Raw genomic sequence first — 18709 nt, 5'->3', positions numbered from 1 at the left:
AACCTCACCTGCAGGAGTCCGGCGCCGGGCGCGAACTTTCGACCGGAGGGATTTTCGTCATGGCAATGAACAGCGGCTTGTACAACGACATTCTGGAACTGATTGGCAACACACCAGCCATCCGGCTGCGGCGCGTCGTCGAAGCGGGCTCGGCCGAAGTGTTCGGAAAGCTCGAGTATCAAAATCCCGGCGGATCGGTAAAGGACCGGATCGGGTTTTCGATGATCATGGGCGCTGAAAAGGCTGGACGCCTGAAACCCGGCATGACAGTGGTGGAACCCACTTCCGGCAATACCGGTATCGCTCTTGCCCTCGTGTGTGCGGTAAAGGGCTACAAGCTGATCCTCACCATGCCGGAAACCATGTCACTGGAGCGCCGCAAGCTGCTGAAAGCCTACGGCGCCGAACTGGTACTCACGCCGGGGCCGGAAGGGATGCGCGGCGCGATTGCCAAGGCGCAGGAAATCGCCGCCACCGGGCCCGACTATTTCATGCCCCAGCAGTTCGACAATCCTGACAACCCGAAGGTTCACCGCGAGACGACAGCACGCGAGATCATCCGCCAGATGGACGGGAAGATAGACGCGTTCGTGGCGGGCGTCGGGACTGGCGGAACCATTACCGGCGTCGGTGAAGTCCTGAAGCAGGAGGTGGGACCTCACGTTCAGGTAGTTGCCGTGGAACCCACCGCTTCACCCGTACTTTCTGGCGGCAAGCCAGGACCGCACCGGATCCAGGGCATCGGCGCGGGATTCGTGCCCAGCATCCTCAACACGAAAATCTACCAGCGTGTCATCCAGGTCTCCAACGAAGACGCCTTCGCCATGGCCCGGCGGCTTGCGCAGGAAGAGGGCATCCTCTGCGGAATCTCATCTGGCGCGAACGTGACTGCCTCCCTTCAGGTGGCCAAGGAACTGGGCGCCGGGAAGCGCGTCCTCTGCATCATCCCGTCTTACGGCGAGCGGTACCTGTCCACCGGCCTGTTTGACTGACGGCTTGGGCCGTCACGATCCGTTAGCGGATTACAGGGGGTCATCGGCTGGTGACCCCCTGATCTTTTTCCGGCTAGGATCGCCGCCATGAAGGTCACCATTCTGGGATCAGGAACCTCGACCGGTGTTCCCGTCATCGGGTGTCCATGCCGTGTCTGTACATCCGGAAATCCCAAGAACCGGCGACTCCGGGTTTCTGCCTACCTGGACACGGGCACTCGGAAAATTCTCATCGACTGTTCGCCTGACTTCCGCCGGCAGGCACTCGACAACGGACTGAAACGGGTGGATGCAGTGCTGTTCACCCATGACCACGCCGATCACTGTCACGGGATCGATGACCTCCGGATGATGAACTACCTTCAGGGTTACCAGCCCATACCCTGCTGGGCGCCAACACCATCTGCCGAACGGCTGCTGGGCCGCTTTGGATACGCGTTCGGCATGTCGTCATATCCCGGAGCCCCGAAACTGAAGCTGACTCCCATCGAACCGGGCCGGTTTGATTGTCTCGACCTCCCGGAAGTGGAAGCCATACCAGTGCCTCATGGACCCGCCGGAACGACCTTTGCCTACCGGATCGGCCCATTTGCATATGTAACGGACTGTAATGATGTGCCTGCCGCCGCTCGCGAACGGCTCCGGAATCTCGATGTACTGGTCCTGGACGCCCTCAGGTGGGATCCGCACCCCACGCACATGTCCATTTCCAGTTCGCTCGCCGTGGTGGAGGATCTTGCTCCCCGGCTGTGCATATTTACCCATATGACGCATGATGTTGACCATGATGAGCTGCAGGGGAAGATGCCGGGAAATGTGCTGGTCGGATACGACGGTCTCTCCTCCGAGGTCCGTGTCCCGGCCGCCTGAAGATGATGCCGGGTGCCTTCTTGATCGGTTCACTTCCATAGCCGACAAATGCACAGCTCCATATTGACAGGGGTTGGTCCTCTTTCTTACTGTTAACTTTCGGTTTTCATTGGCCTTCTGTCTTGTGGCGGTAAATTCCGGATGCCCCGAACTATTTTGATCGCAGATGCCGACCAGCCTTTTGCCGAGGCTATCAGGGACGCACTTTCCAAACGAAAGGTGCAGGCGGATATCGTCGCCTCCGGCAAGGAGACGACAGAGCGTATCGCCGGGAAGATGCCGGACCTGCTGCTGCTCTCGCTCGAACTCCCTGACGCCTCCGGATACGTCATCTGCAAGAAAATCAAGGAACAGAGCAGCCTGCCGATCATCATCGTCTCGAAGGAAGCGACCGACAAGGATTTCGAACGTCACAAGAAGCTGAAAGTCGCCGCGCAGGACTACCTCCGGAAACCGATTGATACAGCCGATGTTGTCCGGTCGATCGAGAACCTTGTCGGATTCGACGAAGGCGGCATCGACATGGATGAAGTCGCCTCGAAGATCGACGCAATGTTCGAGGAACACGCCACTGACAAGGAACTGGAGCTACGGGCCAAGGAAATCGACCGGCTGAAGAAAGAAGTAGAGGACGCCAAGGAGGAAACCGCCAAGGCGCTCCAGTCCGGCGAAGCGGGCCGTCAGGCATCGGCAAAAATCCTCCAGCTCGAGGAAGCCAACCGGAAGCTCACCAAGCAGGTCCAGGAACTGGAATCGGCCCAAGGGAATGCCGCCAGCCAGGCGACGGCTACCGAGCTCGTCCATGCACAGGAACGTATCAGCCAGCTCGAAGCCGAACTGGCGGCTGCCGCCGGCGGGGCCGATGAACACCGCCAGTTGCTTGAGCAACAGGTTGCCGAACTCAACCAGAAGCTCGCCGAAGCCGAAGCCCGCATCGCCGAATATGACAAGACACTTGAGGAGTTGCAGGCACAGGCAGCCGAGGCCGAAACGCTCAGGCAAAGCCTTGCAGAGTGGGAAAAATCATTCGAGCAGGCTCAGGCCCAGGTGAATGAATACCACGAGCTGGCTGAAAGCCGCGCTGCCGAACTGGAACAGGCGCAGGCACACGTCGCTGAACTCTCTGCCCAGGCAGAGGCCTACACAGAGGCCGCACAGGCACTGGAAGCCAAGAACGCCGAGGTAGCGGAACTGGAGCAGCGGCTAGAAAGTTTCAACGCCGAACTCCAGAAACAGGTTGAAATCGCCCAGGGACTCGAAAGCCGGCTCCGGGACGAAACCGAACAGCTTCGCGAGGAAATGCAGGCCCAGGAAGAGGAAGCAGCCAGCCAGATCGTCCAGTTCCAGCAGCGGCTTCCCGAACTGGAAGCCCACGCGCAGGCCCTGGAGCAGCAGAATGCCGAACTTCAGGCCGCCGCACAGAACGCCGACAGCCATTACCAGCAGCAGTTCCAGGAGATCGAGGCCAGCTACCAGAAACAGATGGAGGATCTGGCCAAACAGTACGAAGAACAGATGCAGTCCCAGATCGCCGATTACCAGGCGCAGCAGGAACAGTACATCCAGGAAATCCAGCAGCAGTCGCAGCAGGCCATGGAAGAATACGTCAAGCAGGCCGAGGCGGTTACGAACCAGTACAACGAACTGGTTGCCCAGTACGAGGAACTCCGCAACCAGTACGAAAACCTGTCAAAGATTTATGAGGACTCCAAGGCCCGGGCCAAGCAATCCCTGGCACAGGCGATGGCCATGCTGGAACAGCAGCAAGTGGATTGAATCTTTTGACAACCCCGGCGGCATCCAGCACCATCGGCGCTGACATGACTGGCGTTGCTCCACCGTTGGCGGATTTTCTCATTGGATGCCCCACCTGCAGTTACCAGCAGGGGGGAAATCCCGGCGCGGAGTTTTTCCTGTACATGATGCTGGCCATGCCGTGGCTCATCCTCGGCCTTTCCGGATACTATTTGTATACCATGCGCCGCCGGGAAACGGATGGCGGCACCGACGAGCAGTGATTACAGGCTCACGACCGGACCTTTCACCGTTCCCATCCCTCGATAACCAGCTGGTCGGTTTCTGGTTCATAGGCCAGCAGTATCCGTACCGGCGGCGGACGTGACCCGGCTAGTGACGGCGTGAATTCGCGGGGAAGCCCCGGCATCAGCGTTTCGTTGACCGTGCGCTCGTAACTCAGCCGGACCCGGCCGCCCATCGCTTGCAGCGTCTGTTCGGGTGATGGCACTTCAATTTGTTCGACAAATTCAACCATACGGGCAGCTGCTCCTTCCGGGTCTGGCGCCGGTACATTTCCGGCTTGCGAAAACGGGGCCACCCGCCCGTACCGGCCTACCAGGATCATTTCCCATCGCACAGGCTCCTGTGAAAACCGGATTGGCGGATAGGACCGGATGCGACGGGCCAGTTCGAAATCAATAAGAATACGACGGGAAGACCCGTTGTCAGCAAACCGGTTGATCAATCCGCCCAGCGACGCAAGATCGGCCTCGACAAAACCTCGCGGCCGAAGCAGGAACCGGTAACTGGCTTCCGACGGCCGGATCAGCCGCCGGTCCACGGCAAGGTCGTCAAACAGGAAGTCCCAGTTTCCTTCGGGTGATCTTGAAACCCGGAAATTATCCACGGCCAGCGAATTACGGAACAGCCAGGCGGTGATCTTGTCACGCCGCTCGGAAAGTATCCGGACCAGATCGCGCTGGGCGGCCGGATCGGTATATCCCGCAGCCTCGACAGCCGCCTCTATTTCCCGTGTGCCAAAGGATGACAGGATTTTTGCGGCCCAGTAACCGTCGAGTGCCGTGGCGCTCTGGAATGCCGGATTGGGAAAGTACCCGCGCCAGGTTTCCGGGCGGAACCTGAGCGATTCGAAATGGCCGATCCCGCGAACTCCGGATGCCCGGTCATTCTCGAAATCCTCCTGGTAAAAACCCAGCGTGCCGATCTGCCTGAGTACAGCCCAGGGATTGAAGTAGTATCCGTGCCCATCTCGTGGAGATCTGGGACGGCTTTCGTTTGATCCCAATGACTGTTCAAGCCGTTCAAGGAAATGGATCAGAAGTCCATTGCCATCGTCATCGGATCTGACCCAGCGGGAACTGGTGAAATGCTGGCTGGATCCGATCATATTCAGCCATGCCGCGAACCACCGGAGCCCCCGGAGCGATCTGCGGTGCTGGTTCATCACAATTCCGTTCGGGTCGTCCTTCCGTTGCCCCGAAAAGGGCCACGGCCCGCAGACTTCACCCGGTGGAACAAAGACGGCTACAGCCCGGAGCGAACCATCCGGGTTGCGGGACAGACGGGCAAACACCTCCTCCAGCGGAGGTCCGTGATCGCGCACCTCGCCATACTTGTCGATCCAGACGATCTCCTTCGCTGTCCTGAATTCGGATGTCTGGATGCGTACCAGTGCCGATGGACGGACGAAATAACCGGCTGCCCACAGCAGGCGCGATGAGACCAGATAGGCTCCTGTAGCCATCTCGGGATAGGCGCGTGAGTCGAAGAGCAGTTCCCACCGGCTGCCATTGCGATCCATCGCGGTCAGGCGCGGAACCGAGCGTTCATCTACCTGAACCACTGTCCACGGCCCTTTGAGGGAAGCCACCGCGAGCGGGCCGCGAACAATTTCGTCTGCCGTGAGCTGCCGCTTGCCCATGCGATTGATGAAATAAGCCGAATCTTCCACTTCACCGTATGGCGTCAGGTCGCTCGCCTCCCGGTCATCGAGGAGTGCCGTCCAGTACCCCACCGCCCGCATCCACTCGACTGGCCGGAGCAACGATCGCACCGGCCTGATAGCCGTCTGATCGATCATGTCGGTGCGGCGGCCAATCTCGCGCCGGGAACAGCCGCCAGTAGTCAGCCCTGGCACTGACGCCACCCAGCCGATTTCCGGTGCAGGATGCCCAGCAAATACCGGCGGGGCCATGCCCAAAAGCCCCGCCGTCACAACTGTCACTAGCTGGATCGCCCGATTCACCTAAAACTCCTGATTGAAGGAAAGATTCAGCCGAATCCCTTCCTTGCTCTGTGCAAAAACGAACCGCCAGAGGAACAGATCCCGCCGCCGGGACCGGATGCTTGCACCCCACGACAGATGCATGTCTGCAAAGGAGATCGAACCGGGGCCGGACATGACCCGGCCCTCATCAGCAAACACCGTAAAATCCATAAATCGCCAGACCGGAAACCGGTACTCCTGCGAAAATACCATCGCCGTCCGGTCACGGAACCGGCCGGTGGGAAACCCCCGGAGGAAATTGTCCCCACCGGCTGCAGGCAGGTCGAACAAGCCAACCTCGCCTCCACTCAGAGGATGTACGGATTCAATCCATGCCCTGAGCACCAAGACACGCCCCCGGTGAATCAGCGGCTGGAACCAGGCCGCATCCACCGACCATTTCAGAAACCGGCTGGGGTTTCCGCCCGGAGAGGCAAACATACCAAGCGTCGCCAGCAGCCGGTACCCCTCCAGTGTCTCTGCCCGCCAACGACGCCGGTCGAATCTGGCCACACCGGCAACTCCCAGCAGCGTCTTGTCATGAATTACCCCAAGCTGCTCCGGTGTCACTCCAGCTGTTGTCCCTGGCGTGGCGGGCACTGATGGCCGGATCTCCGAATGGTCAACGGACAGGGCGATACCCACGCCCAGGTTACGTCCTTGACCATAGCCAGACTGAATCGTCACTGATTCGTAATCCGACCGGAACGAATACCGGTTCGCCTTCAGGCTCTGGTTGCCCAGCCCGTAATAGCGGGTGTCCATGTAACGCCCGAACTTCTGATCCATGCCCGCATAAAAGCTGGATCCAAGCACCGAGGGATCGGTATAGCGAAACCGCTGGGTGACTGAACGGTCCATGTCCCAGTCCATGGAAATCCGAGCCACCTTGCGTTCATTGAAAAGGTTCCGGTGAAACGCCCGGATGCCGACCCGGTTCAGCCCTTCATTACCAAAACTGGCGAACGGGTAAATCGCCGCCGTTCGTTCGTCATTGGTGAGAAGATCATAAACCCGACGGTGGATCCGGTACCGGTCAATGAATTCCACGGTCCAGATAACCGGCCGGGCAGCACTTTCGAAACCCATTGCGGGCCAGTTGAGAGGGAACCATTCAGAATCGAGAAAATCGTCTACCGGCTTTTCGTTACTTTCCGGGCGCTCCGGTGTTTGCTCGTAGGCCTTATCGCCCGGCCCTTCACCGGCTTCCATGGCGTCAGGAACGGATTTCGCATGGGTTGCACCAGGGCCTGCCGTCAAAGCGACAGCCGCACACAGACCTGCTAACCTCCGCAGCCGTGAAGAACCGGCACGAAACCCCGGCAAACCGAACGCCTCTCTGGATCACGCTCGCCCTCGCGGCCGTGCTGACCATCGCCACCATCGGCGTGATTCTTGTTTCCAACCCTAGTGTGCCGGAAACGGCAGCAGAACGGCAAGAACGGCTCAGCCGCCCGCTTTCTCAGCCAGAACCAATGCCGCCAGATCTGGACCGGGCCGTCCATCCGTTCGGGCATCCCAAATCGACGGAGTAAGCCTGGCCGGGGTGTTCACAAAGGCTTCCTTAACCCGGCAATCCCGAACCAAGGGTGCTTACAAAACGGACTCTAGATTCCCGTCCCTGAACCCGGCTCGTGCTCGCCGCCGCGCAGCGGCGGATCAATTCCGATCCAGTAGGAAATCTCGTCGAGCGCCACACGGATGCTCCGGAAGTCACCCAGCACTGTCCCCCGCTCCGGGTGGCCAAGCGCGAGCCCGCACATAACGCGTTTTTCCTTGCCCATGTGCAAATGCTTTCTCACCACATCCGGATAGGCGGTAATCGACGCCTCGGCACAGGTGCCGAGTCCCAGTTCAACCGCCGCCAGCATGATGTTCTGCAGGCAGCAACCCATGTCGAGCACCGACCAGGTTCCATCCAGTTGCGAATCCATCAAGAGAATTATTCCCACCGGCGCGTCAAAGAACCTCAGCATCGACAGGTTGAACTCCTCGCGCTGTGCACTGTCCTCGCGTGGGATATTCAGCGCCGAAAAGAGCATCTTCGCGTTCAGCCGGCGGCGGTTCTGGTGCCGGTCGGGAAAGGTCTTGGGATGCGGGATATCCGGATTGCGCGGAACCCCACGCCGACCGGTTTCGTACATCTCCTTGCGGAGTGCATTCAGCGGTTCACCGGCGATAACGGCAAACTCCCAGGGCTGGGAATTCGACCACGACGGGGCCTTCCGGCCAGCCTCGAGGATTTTCCAGATCAGTGCCGGATCAACCGGCTGCTTCGCAAATGCCCGGACACTGTGGCGCGCCTCGATTGCCTGCAATACGTTCATGGAGCGGAGTTCTCCCCTGTCTTCTTTTTGCTGGCGAATAGCCCAGATCGCCGGGGCTCACCATACCCCACTGCGGGGCGGCTGCGCCAGATAGATGCCAAAGCTGCCCCGGACAGGTTCTGCCAGGCACTGAACAGCGCTGCCGGAAGCCCCGCGCCTGCCGGGAAATGGACCGCCGCCAGTGCCGCGGCAAGCCCGGAGTTCTGCATTCCCACTTCAATTGCCATCGTACGGCACTCGGCCGGGGATCTCCCCATCAACCGGGGGGTTAGCCACCCCACACACAGACCAAATCCATTATGAAGCAAGACTCCCAGAAAGATTGCCACTGGTACGGCCAGCAGCCGGTCCCGGCTTCCGGCGACAATGATGGCGATGATGAAGGCCACGATCGCGCCCGAAATCAGCGGCATGACTTTACCCGAAAGTTCGCGCAGTCGAGGTCCCGCACTGCCCGCAAGCATGCCCAGAACAACCGGTATCACGACAATCTGGAACGTGCTTTTCGCCATGCCCAGAAAATCCACCGGAAGCGCGTGTCCGGCAAGGAGCTTTGTCCAGAACGGCATGAAAAGCGGTGCCAGCATCGTGGAGATGGCAGTCATCGTCACTGACAGGGGCACATCAGCCCGGGCGAAATAAGCGATCACGTTCGATGCAGTACCGCCAGGAGCCGCCCCCACGAGCACGAACCCCAGAAGTACCACCGGCTCCGCACCGGTCAGCCACGCTGCTGCCAGGCCTGCTACCGGCATCACTCCATACTGGAGGCAGGCGCCAAGAAGGACCGGGAGCGGACGCCGGACTACCCGGCCAAAATCCCCCGTTTCCAGCGTTACACCCATGCCGAACATCACTACCCCGAGCATCAGGGGAATCCACTTTCCGGCAGATGCAAACCACTCCGGCTGGGCCGTTGCCACGCCCCCCAGCACCAGAATAAGCCCCAGGAATATCCAGACGTCCCGCATGAATGATTGCCCGAAAGTTGGACAGCCGGGGATTTCGGCCATACGCTGTCTTCAGGCGCCCTTCAGTTCCAAAGCTGCTTCTATATAGGCTACAAACAGGGTCCGGGGTAATCCGTCTTGAAACGCATCCTGATCGCCGATGACGACTCCACTCATGTTGAGACGGTGAGCCAGGCCCTTTCCGGGGTAGGCTACGAGGTCAAGACGGCCGCCGATGGACGCACGGCGCAGAGCCTGTTCGAGGCGGAGAAATTCGATCTTCTCATCGTCGATGTCATCCTGCCGGTCATGACCGGTGCCGAACTGGTCCAGCTCATCCGGATGACAGAGAAAGGAAAAACGGTTCCAGTCCTGATGACCACGGGTCTGTTCAAGTCTCCCGGCGAAAAGACCCACGCCATCGAACGCTACCGGATATCGGGATATCTCACCAAGCCATTTCCAACCGACGAACTGCTCTCCACTGTGTCGGGCCTTATTGGCGGCGGCGTAAAGACGGAAAAACCCGGTACAGTGAGCGGCGAAATCGCCGGGATCATCAACGGCACGACGACCAGCAAACTTCTCACTTATGTGCATCAGAACCGCGTAACCGGCATTCTGCAGCTTGAGCAGGGTGACTACTACCGGAAGATCTACATGATGGGCGGATTTCCGGTGTATGCCGCGTCGAATATCTCCGGTGAAGTGCTTGGCCGGCACCTCGTTGCCATCGGGCTCATCAGCCATGCCGATTACGAGCGGTCCATCGAGACCATGACACGCACTGCCCGGCGGCAGGGCGATGTGCTGATCGAAATGGGCGTTATTACTTCAGATGATCTTTACGAGGCCCTCCGCTCCCATATCCGGGAAAAAATACTGAACGCATTTGGCTGGAACACGGGACACTACATACTTCGCCGGACCGATGCCGAATTCGGTAATATCGAAGTATTCGAATACGACATCAATGATATCATGCTGACCGGAATTCGCCGGTTCTATACGGCGGACATCCTGCTTCCGGAACTGAAACGGCTGACCAGCCTTCGTCTCATGAAGGCGGACAAATCCGATACGGTCATCTCCCGGCTCTCCCTGATGCCGGCGGAAAAAATGACGTTGGACGCCGTGGACGGGAAACTGACGCTGGGCGAAATACTGGACCGCCGGAAGGACCGCCTCCTCTCGGCACTCCAGTCCATTTACGCGCTGCTCCTCCTGGGAGTCCTGAGAATCCACATTCCCGACCGCACTGGCACCGCCAAGACCAGTTCATCCCTTCCGCCCCGGTCCGAAGGGCATGTCGCGGCCGAGCAGGCAAGGCTTGAGCAGATGGTCAGGGACCAGACGGCCACACTCCGCAAGGATTTCCAGAGCCAGCTGGAGCAGATGGACCAGCGGCCAGCCGAGTCTGCGAAAGCCCCGGTCAAATCGAAGCTTGCCGCCAGCATACACAGCCGCTTTGTGGACGTGATGAAGAAAAACCTTTTCGACGTGCTAGGCGTGAGCGCCAGTTCACGGGAAGTGGAAATATCGGCAGCCTATCAGCGCGAAGCATCCAAATACCCGCCGTTCAGCCTCCCGCGGGATATCGAGCCCGAGGCCCGGCAGGAAGCCGAAGAAGCATTCGCCCGGGTGCAGCTGGCCCGGGACACGCTTCTCGATCCTGAGCGCTGCAAGCAGTACCTGGCCGAACTTCATGCACTGGAGGGACGTACCAACCCGCCTCCCGCTGTTCATGCAAATGAAACCGAGCGATGGTTCGCCAAGGGACGTGACCTGCTGGAACAGAAACGGTACATGGCTGCGGGCGAGGCTTTCCAGAAAGCCTTTGAACTGAATACCAGTGAACTGGAGTCTTACGCCTTCTGGGCCTGGACACAGTATCTGGAAAACCGCGAAAGCAGGCCGCCGCTGCTTTGCCGGCAGGTGACGGACATGATCGATGGTGTGCTCCGCGACCAGCCGGGCAGCGAGGCCGCGAACCTCATGCGTGCAGAGATTGCCCTGGATAATGGCGAACCGGAAACTGCACGTATCTGGATCCAGGCCGCCATGCAGACGAACCCGTCTTCCGCATGGGCCCGCGAACTGCTGAAAAGGATCGGGCAGTTGGGTTCCTAGGCCAGGAGTTTTTCCACACGGGCCAGAAACCTGGTCCCCCGTATTTCCGGCGAGTCCCCCGGCTGCCCCAGCCGCCGCGCCATGAGATCAGCCAGTGTCCGGTCCACGCCCATGATGGACTGAACCAGCGCCAGAATCCGCTTGCGGTCGGCTCCCGGAACCGGTCCCCGTGCACGAAGTTTCCTTACCAATTCGACCACTTCGGCCTCAATTCCTGCCAGTGTGTGCATTGCCTCACGGAGATGAGGATTACGGGTCGGTATCTGTGTCACTTCGCCGTCATCGAGATCGGGCACCAGGCCGATCCGGCCCTGTATTTTCCCGAGACGTTCCCCAATGGCATCCACCAGGATATCCAGCGAACCGGACAGTTTCCGGGTGACTTCCCCCGCGTCTAAATTGTCATCCTCAAAGCGGCGGGGGCCCCGACGCCGGTCGCTGGCAACCGGTATTTCCGAGCGGCGGCGGTCCAGCCCCCTGATACGGAACGATTTTGCTGTTGTCACTGGTCATCCCTCCATCAGGAACACAAGTGTCGTATCGCCCACCGTTATCCGGTCGCCCGGTGCGAGGCGGGCATATTTCACCATCACCCCGTTAACCGCCGTTCCGTTGCGAGAGGCGAGGTCCTTGACGAATATCTGGTCCCGCGACAGCAGCTCGACCTGACAGTGCTTGCGGGAAACCTGCCGGTCGGAGAGCCGTATGTCGGGGGCTTCACGCCCGATCAGGAGGCTCGCCTGTTCAAACCGGTAGTGACGTCCCGTATCCGGACCCTCAATCACATCAAGTCCGGCACAGACCGGGGTGTCCCCCTGTGCGGCCGCTTTCACTGGCCGGAGCCGGCTCAGCGAGAGCGTCAGCTCCGATACCGGCAAGTCCCCAGCCGGTACGGGTGCAATCCGGACCGGCTCCGAGGCCAGGAAAAGCATCCGGGACCGTCCCAGTTCGATCTGATCCTGATGCCGGAGCTGCACTTCGCCGATCCGTTTCCCGTTCAGAAACGAACCGTTGGTTGAACCGAGGTCGCGTGCGAATGGCTCGTCCCGCCAGAGCAGTTCCAGATGACGGCGGCTGATCTCGATGTCCCGCAGGTTCAGGTCACATCCTTCACGACCGATCACAAAAGGTGATGCCCGGAGCTGAACCGCACGGCCCTGCCCTCCGCCGCTGTCCATCACAACGAGCGTTCCCCACGACTTTGCACCGGTTTTCCGGGCCGCCACGGCGTCAGGTTCGCTCACGATCTGCCCCAGGATCGTCGCCGCACCGATGTCGGGTTCCTGCGACCTCTCATCGAAACCCGTTCGGTCCAGAATTGCGTCTGGAGATTCCTGGAGTGAACGGGCCTCACTGAGAGCCCGGCGGCGTGCCGGGGGCAGATAATCGCCCACTGCAGCGCGCTCAAACCGGGCGAGCCGGGCATCCTCGCCAGCCTGCCCCTGTTTGCGCTGCCACAACTCCTTCAGGTTTTCCAGCGAAACAACGAAGACGTTAAAACACTCGGAACAACGGACAAGGCCATCATCCACGAGTGAATTCACATCGACCTTCTGCTTGGCGCGGCAGGAGGGGCAGAGGATAACCACGGGTTCGGATCTCCTACCGCATCAGCCAGATGCCGGCCAGCAAAATAGCCGTCCCGGCCGCCAGTGCAGCCCACGGCCACCAGTCCTGCCGGGTCCTGACCATACCAACGGTCCGGGCACTGTAGGTGAGATTCTGGAAAACACTCTCAATCTGCGAGGGTGCAAGCGGCACAGGCGTCGAATCCCTGGATCGCCGGGGTTCGGAACCCTCACGGCCCTTTTTGGCGTAGGAAAGCTTAAGCCCCCGCAGTTCGTCCAGATCGATCTTCCGGAGTTCGGATGCCAGCTGGCCACCGGACTGGAAACGCCGCTCAGGCTCCTTCTGGAGCGCCTTTTCCACAATCCGGTCAATACGACGCGGAAGGCGCGGGTTCAGCTCCGACGGCGGCACAAATGTTCCATTCACAATCTGGTGAGTGATGGCCGCCACCGTTGATCCCTTGAACGGCTTTTCTCCAGTGAGGAGCTGATAAAGAACCACACCAAGGCTCCAGAGATCACTGCGGCCATCAATCACGCGGCCATCCACCTGTTCGGGGGACATGTACGACGGAGAACCGAGGCGGCCGCCCTCCTGGGTAATGGTACTCGTCGACAGCTTGGCAATGCCGAAATCGGCCACCTTGAGCTGGCGATCCGCTGACACCAGCAGGTTCGCCGGCTTGATATCACGGTGAATGATCCCCTGTGCATGGGCATAGTCGAGCGCCGCTCCTGCCTGACCGATGAAATGAAACACTTCATCCGCAGGAGGGGCCTCGCCAGCGCGGATCACCTTGTCAAGCGAACGGCCGTCAATCAGTTCCATCACGACATAGAGCTGGCCGTCGGCCTCGCCCACATCGTATACCGTGACGATATTTGCATGGTTAAGCTTTCCCGCGGCCTGTGCTTCGCGGAAGAGACGGCGGCGGAATTCCTCGAAGTGCTCGTGATCCGGTGTTACCGTCGTTGGAATCGTCTTGATGGCAATGTGCCGACCGATGTGCGGATCCCGTGCCCGGTAAACCACGCCCATACCGCCCTTGCCCAGTTCGGGCGGAAGTATCTCGTAACGGCCAATCCGGAAGGATGGTTCCACACTTGCCGGTACCGCCTGCGCGGCCGGCTGTGGCGGCGATTGTACCGTTGCGCCGCCATCGGAAGCAGTGGACGGGATTTCAGGCATCTTAGAGGGTGCACCGGTTCCGCTCCCGACAGACCCATGGCTCTGCCTGGAAGCATCATGCCGTCCCGCCAAACTCTGACGTGGACGAGCGCCCTCACACTCCAAGTATAGATCATATCTTACGCGGAAGCCGCGAATATTCAAGCGGTTTTCGGCCTTGGCAGGCACTGGCAACTTATGGAAGCCGCATCTCAGGGAAGATAGCTGACCACAACTTCGATGAAGTCGGTAGACTGAAGCGCTCGAACCATTGCTGACGAACTGGACGCCGAGGAGACGGCCACATGAACCCGGCCCCTCCGGATATGGCCGGATCCGGGCAGGGACGCAGTGATCGTCCGATCCAGCGCACACTGGCCCGGATCGGCATCGTGTGCACAAAGCCTTGGCGCTTCGCTGTGACCTCCGGCGTAGGTCCATGCCCCGCTGCTATCCTGGACGTAGACGTCGGTCCCGTCTCCACCGCTGCCGCGGCCTGCACCCCGCACTGTGACCGCCACATTGGTCACGACTGTCGATGAAGGCAGGTTCACCGGAAACTCATAGAGTTCAACGGCAAACCGGCCCGCTTCCCAAGGGTTTGCCTGCGGCAGCGGGAACAGGATCGTCTCGCTGGCGGTGCCTCCGGTTCCCCCGGCGATCACTACCATCTCGGTCATTTCATCATAGGCGACCGCCGCGAGCCCACGGCCAGCGGATGAATCAAACGTGCCGAGCTGATGCCAGTCCATCCCATCCCAGAACCACTCACCCGGTACGGAGGCCCCGGATGCATCCGTTCCTCCGGCCAGTATGAGCCCCAGTCCGCCGGCCCGCGCAAGCGAAGCGTCGCGCATGGGAGGTGGCGTGGAACCGGTCGTCGCCAGCACGGTCCAATACTCGCCGTCCCACAACCAGGTGTCGCTGAGCAGGCCGGAAGTTCCCTGTCCACCGAACAGAAGCACGGCGCCCGATACCGGATCGAACGCCATCGCTGCTCCCTCGCGGTGGCGCGGCCGGGGAAATCCCGATACTGGAACAAAAGACCATGCCGAACCGTCCCAGAGCCACGTCTCGGCGGACAGTCCGCTGGTAAGAGCGCCTCCAAAAACCACGATACTTCCGTTTACCTCGTCGTACGCCGAGGCGGCGCCATGCCTTTCCGGCGGAAGCCCGAACCCGCCCGCACCCGGATCTACCCATGCGCTGAACTGCCACAAAAGCCGATTCGCTGATGGCTGCGATCCGGTATCGGCAACTACAGTCGAAAGCCGTGCCAGGTTGCCGTTAACCACTTCGGACACGACGGCACTGGTTCCATCTACCTCGACAAATTCCCCGGGCGAAAGTTCCGCCACCAAATTGCCGTCACCGGACTCCACGATCAGCTCATCCGCATTCATCCGGAACTGGATTCCCGTCAGCGGCACTGGCACCCGCCGGAGATCCCATATCTGCCGGACCGGGCCATGGGCAGCGGTGCCGCCATACAACACCAGGCGTCCGCGGCCGGAGTCAAACGACAGGTTCGCGCCAGACATGGGCGGCGGGAATGACGTTCCATCGCTCTCCACAGCCACGGGCGACCAGAGATTCCCGTCGAACATCCACAAGTCGTTCCGGAGCGTGCCGCTTGTGCCATCACGCCCACCGAACAGCAGGATCCGGCCGATCGCAAATCCGCTTTCATCATCGGGCATGTAGGCCATTGCCGCGCCACCCCGTTCAGAAGGCCCGGCACTGCCTGGGGCAAGGTCGGTTACGGCCAGCCGTGTGGCTGAATTCCATCGGTAAATACTGCGGTTCAGTGCAGCCGAAGGCATACCGCCACCTGCCACCACGAGTACGCCGCGTATCTCGTCAAAGCAGCCGGCTGCTCCGGAAAGCGGCGGCAGCCCACCGGCGCCGCCCGAGGTCGCCCACTCGGGGCCATTGATGCTGTTCTCGTCGAACTCCCACAGATTTGCAGCGACCGCCGGATTGGTTGAACCGGTAATCCCGCCCTGCACCATGACCACTTCCCGGCCGGTATCGAACACGGCTACGTGTGAAGTCCGGCCGGGTGGGACGGTACTGATATCAACCCCGTTGCGCCTGGCCCATATCCAGGTACCGCCAGGCCAGACACCGGAATAGGAAAGCTCGTAATGATCCTGCGCAAGCCCGGACGGCGAACGCCCCCCAGCCAGCACATGTGTTGCACGGACCGGATCATACACCAGCTTCGCACCAGCACGCGCTCCCGGTGGTGGTCCGGTCACTGGCTGGAGCGACCATGCCGCACCATCCCATGCCCATAACTCGGCACTATCACCCGTGGCCGTCTCGCCGCCGAACACAATAAGTACGCCCGCATTCTGGTCATAGGAAACCGCCGCACCCAGCCGGGGGGACGGCGCACCTGTCTGGGCGGGTTGCATCCACGTGGCGCCATCCCAAAACCACAGGTCGTTGACCCGCTCGCGTGCCGTAAGACCGCCGAATACCGCCACTCCCATTCCGGGTACGTAGGCCATACCGTGTGCCGTGCGTGCTTCGGGTCGCGTATCCCCGGCACTCCCCGGCGAAACCTGCTGCAAGACACTGCCATCCCATTCCCAGGTGTCCTCGAACAGGTCGAAGCCGTTCTGGCCGCCGAACAGGACCATCTGGGAACGCGCCGAATCATACGCGCAGGACGTACCTGTCCGGGACGGGAACATGAACTCGGCTGTTGGAGCCCCGCCAAGGCGCAGCAGACGGCGCGGCGTGTCGGGTGCCCCTGACGACGTGACGAGGCCGTCGCCCGCCACCTTAACGGCGCGGTAGTCGGCCGAGGTGAACTCCTCGCCGGTTTCCGTGGGGGTCGGTGTCTGCGCGGCTGCATCCAGCCTGTAGGCGGCAGGGCCACCCAGATATGCCTGTCCCGGCGTAACACCCGTAAAGTTCAGCGTCAGCAGGACCGGATCAGGTGGATCGATATCAAACATTTCAGATGAAGCAACAGGGAGCACGTTACCCGAGGCATCAAGCTGCTGGCCTGCCTGCGCCGAGCGCGCTGCCACCGTGAACGATGCCTGCCCAAGAGTGAGGTTCAGGCGGCTGACCGGTATCTGCGTGCCGGGTGCCGACGTGTTGAAAAGCTCGATGGTATCTGTAGCTGCGGAAACCACGTTGCCAAAAATATCGACCGCCGCCACCCGGACGGAAAAGCTCTGTCCCACCTTGAGAGTGTTGGCAAACGGGGTCAGAAGGAAACCGCCCGGTGTCGGCTGGATCACCTGCCCCGGCAGGGCAACAGCCAGTTCTGCCGCACCACCCGGCTCGGCGCCGACAGCAAAAAATGCCGTATCCCCCCGGGCAAGCAAGAGTGCCTGGTCAACTACGCTCACCCGCTGGGTAGGCGCAGCCCGGTAGATCGTCATGGTATAGATGCCGGGAGCACCCAACTGAGGCGCGACATTCGGGTCGAACGGGGCTTCGACCGACACCGTAGGCGTATCTACAACCGTATTGCCGAGAGCATCGGTCACGATCACCTCGACGTCGAATGGCACCCCGGCCCTCAAGCCCAGCGGGCTGCCCACAACCTGCGGGCCGGTAGCCGACGGCAGGATCACCTGCGCCGGATTGAGCGGATCACCGGGACTGATGCCCAGCACCCGGACCGCAAGGCGGGCCGCCGGCCCCAGTGTCACATCGAACGGTGCGCTGGGACTGCGTGCGCCACGGACCGCCGGTGTGTCAGCGGTGATGGTGAGGCCGGTCCCTGCCGTGACGGCCCGCTGGTTCAGGAAGGTGACGCACCCGCCAGATGCCGCACGTGGCGCAGTCGTTCCGTCGTTGGGATCTGAGCTGGAAAGCTCCACAAGGCCATTGAAGACCGGGGAGAACCCGCTGCCACCCTCTCCCAGGGCAACCACCAGCACGTTGTAGGCATCACCGGCCGCCAGTGGACCGAACGCCGGCGGCGCAGAGGCGTCACAGGCTGGCGGTGTCGAACCGGTATAGGGCTTCACCAGAAAGGCGCCGACGGAGACAGCTTCGGGCTCGACAGGTATTTCAGGCAAGCGCCCACCACAGGCCATCGTGTGCGCGAACAAGGCCATCGCGGCCAGCCACCGGGCCGTACGCCAACGTCCGCAGCCCTGCTGCGAGAGCCTGTTCAAACGAGAAAACCCGTCCATATATACTTAACGGCAGTATGCCACGGCCCAGCAATGACCTGCGAGACGGCTCACAGGGATTTGTTAAAAGTTTACAGCCCGGTGGAATCGCTAAGGATTTCCCAGCTTCAGCCCGCTATTGTTGCTGGCTGCTGCGGTTTGGCCCGGCATGTCCACGAAGGAGCCTGTTTTATGGACTGGAAGGTATTTAGCGCCACCTTTGGCGTCATCTTTCTTGCCGAGCTTGGAGACAAGACCCAACTCGCCGCCATTACCGCCGTTTCTGAAACCCACAAGCCTGTCGCCGTATTTCTGGGCGCGAGTCTCGCACTCGTTGTCGTCACGCTCCTCGGCGTCCTGTTCGGCGAGGCACTCACTCGCGCCATCCCCGCTCCGGTCCTGAAGAAAATCGCCGGGACAGCTTTTATAGTGATCGGCGTACTCGTGTGGATGGACCGGGTGTAGCACTCTCCCTCCTGTTGCCCCCATGCTCTTTCCGGGCCCCCTCCCCTTTAGCCGCCGGACCGGGCTAGGC

15 protein-coding genes are annotated in these 18709 nt (G+C 60.8%); 7 read left to right on the top strand and 8 right to left on the bottom strand.

Going from position 1 to position 18709, the window contains the following annotated elements; translation table 11 throughout:
* The first annotated feature begins 65 nt into the window (after positions 1-65).
* From cysK to KIT79_13840, 4 genes are all read left to right on the top strand, one after another.
* A complete protein-coding gene (cysK, locus tag KIT79_13855; protein ID MCW5830387.1) occupies positions 66-992 on the top strand; it encodes a cysteine synthase A in 927 nt (308 codons plus the stop codon).
* Between the two features lie 87 nt (positions 993-1079).
* On the top strand, positions 1080-1862 hold the full coding sequence (locus tag KIT79_13850; GenBank protein ID MCW5830386.1) for an MBL fold metallo-hydrolase: 783 nt from the start codon (positions 1080-1082) through the stop codon (positions 1860-1862).
* Positions 1863-2003: 141 nt separating this feature from the next.
* Positions 2004-3638, top strand: coding sequence for a response regulator (locus KIT79_13845; GenBank protein MCW5830385.1), 1635 nt, complete (start codon positions 2004-2006; stop codon positions 3636-3638).
* Positions 3635-3880, top strand: coding sequence for a hypothetical protein (locus tag KIT79_13840; GenBank protein MCW5830384.1), 246 nt, complete (start codon positions 3635-3637; stop codon positions 3878-3880). Before KIT79_13845 ends, KIT79_13840 begins: the two co-directional genes overlap by 4 nt.
* Positions 3881-3903: 23 nt before the next feature.
* Here KIT79_13840 and KIT79_13835 read toward each other — a convergent pair whose 3' ends face one another.
* Both KIT79_13835 and KIT79_13830 read right to left on the bottom strand, forming a co-directional pair.
* Positions 3904-5865 carry a hypothetical protein gene (locus KIT79_13835; GenBank protein ID MCW5830383.1) on the bottom strand — a complete coding sequence of 654 codons (1962 nt, stop codon included), beginning with the start codon at positions 5863-5865 and terminating at the stop codon, positions 3904-3906.
* Positions 5866-7146, bottom strand: coding sequence for a BamA/TamA family outer membrane protein (locus KIT79_13830; GenBank protein MCW5830382.1), 1281 nt, complete (start codon positions 7144-7146; stop codon positions 5866-5868).
* Positions 7147-7184: 38 nt separating this feature from the next.
* On the opposite strand from KIT79_13830, the gene KIT79_13825 reads away from it, so the two are divergent.
* A complete protein-coding gene (locus KIT79_13825) occupies positions 7185-7421 on the top strand; it encodes a hypothetical protein (GenBank protein ID MCW5830381.1) in 237 nt (78 codons plus the stop codon).
* 72 nt (positions 7422-7493) lie between these two features.
* On the opposite strand, the gene KIT79_13820 is transcribed toward KIT79_13825, so the two are convergent.
* Positions 7494-8213 (bottom strand): nitroreductase, encoded by a 720-nt coding sequence (locus KIT79_13820; GenBank protein MCW5830380.1) that lies wholly within the window; start codon positions 8211-8213, stop codon positions 7494-7496.
* A complete protein-coding gene (locus tag KIT79_13815; protein MCW5830379.1) occupies positions 8210-9184 on the bottom strand; it encodes a bile acid:sodium symporter family protein in 975 nt (324 codons plus the stop codon). The genes KIT79_13820 and KIT79_13815 overlap by 4 nt, the downstream gene beginning before the upstream one ends.
* Before the next feature lie 117 nt (positions 9185-9301).
* Between KIT79_13815 and KIT79_13810 the strand changes: the two genes are divergently transcribed.
* The gene (locus KIT79_13810) at positions 9302-11293 is read left to right on the top strand and encodes a response regulator (GenBank protein ID MCW5830378.1); all 1992 of its coding nucleotides are present in this window, start codon (positions 9302-9304) and stop codon (positions 11291-11293) included.
* Here KIT79_13810 and KIT79_13805 read toward each other — a convergent pair.
* The 4 genes from KIT79_13805 to KIT79_13790 all read right to left on the bottom strand — a co-directional run bounded on the left by KIT79_13805 (position 11290) and on the right by KIT79_13790 (position 18177).
* The gene (locus KIT79_13805; GenBank protein MCW5830377.1) at positions 11290-11799 is read right to left on the bottom strand and encodes a hypothetical protein; all 510 of its coding nucleotides are present in this window, start codon (positions 11797-11799) and stop codon (positions 11290-11292) included. The two genes, KIT79_13810 and KIT79_13805, sit on opposite strands and share 4 nt — an antisense overlap.
* A 3-nt stretch (positions 11800-11802) precedes the next feature.
* The gene (locus KIT79_13800) at positions 11803-12882 is read right to left on the bottom strand and encodes an FHA domain-containing protein (GenBank protein ID MCW5830376.1); all 1080 of its coding nucleotides are present in this window, start codon (positions 12880-12882) and stop codon (positions 11803-11805) included.
* A gap of 13 nt (positions 12883-12895) precedes the next feature.
* Complete coding sequence (locus tag KIT79_13795) at positions 12896-14050, bottom strand: serine/threonine protein kinase (protein ID MCW5830375.1); 1155 nt, start codon at positions 14048-14050, stop codon at positions 12896-12898.
* 191 nt (positions 14051-14241) lie between these two features.
* Positions 14242-18177: a hypothetical protein gene (locus KIT79_13790; protein MCW5830374.1), complete on the bottom strand. Its 3936-nt coding sequence runs from the start codon at positions 18175-18177 to the stop codon at positions 14242-14244.
* Positions 18178-18366: 189 nt separating this feature from the next.
* Between KIT79_13790 and KIT79_13785 the strand changes: the two genes are divergently transcribed.
* Positions 18367-18639: a TMEM165/GDT1 family protein gene (locus KIT79_13785; protein MCW5830373.1), complete on the top strand. Its 273-nt coding sequence runs from the start codon at positions 18367-18369 to the stop codon at positions 18637-18639.
* Positions 18640-18709 lie beyond the last annotated feature (70 nt).

It is taken from the genome of Deltaproteobacteria bacterium (genome assembly GCA_026129095.1).
GTDB lineage: Bacteria > JAGRBM01 > JAGRBM01 > JAGRBM01 > JAHCIT01 > JAHCIT01.
This window is presented reverse-complemented; position numbering and strand designations above follow the sequence as displayed.

Coding starts and splice junctions, on each gene's coding strand:
- cysK (MCW5830387.1), top strand. CDS start 66: ATGAACAGCGGCTTGTACAACGACATTCTGGAACTGATTGGCAACACA.
- KIT79_13850 (MCW5830386.1), top strand. CDS start 1,080: ATGAAGGTCACCATTCTGGGATCAGGAACCTCGACCGGTGTTCCCGTC.
- KIT79_13845 (MCW5830385.1), top strand. CDS start 2,004: ATGCCCCGAACTATTTTGATCGCAGATGCCGACCAGCCTTTTGCCGAG.
- KIT79_13820 (MCW5830380.1), bottom strand. CDS start 8,213: ATGAACGTATTGCAGGCAATCGAGGCGCGCCACAGTGTCCGGGCATTT.
- KIT79_13815 (MCW5830379.1), bottom strand. CDS start 9,184: ATGCGGGACGTCTGGATATTCCTGGGGCTTATTCTGGTGCTGGGGGGC.
- KIT79_13795 (MCW5830375.1), bottom strand. CDS start 14,050: ATGCCTGAAATCCCGTCCACTGCTTCCGATGGCGGCGCAACGGTACAA.
- KIT79_13785 (MCW5830373.1), top strand. CDS start 18,367: ATGGACTGGAAGGTATTTAGCGCCACCTTTGGCGTCATCTTTCTTGCC.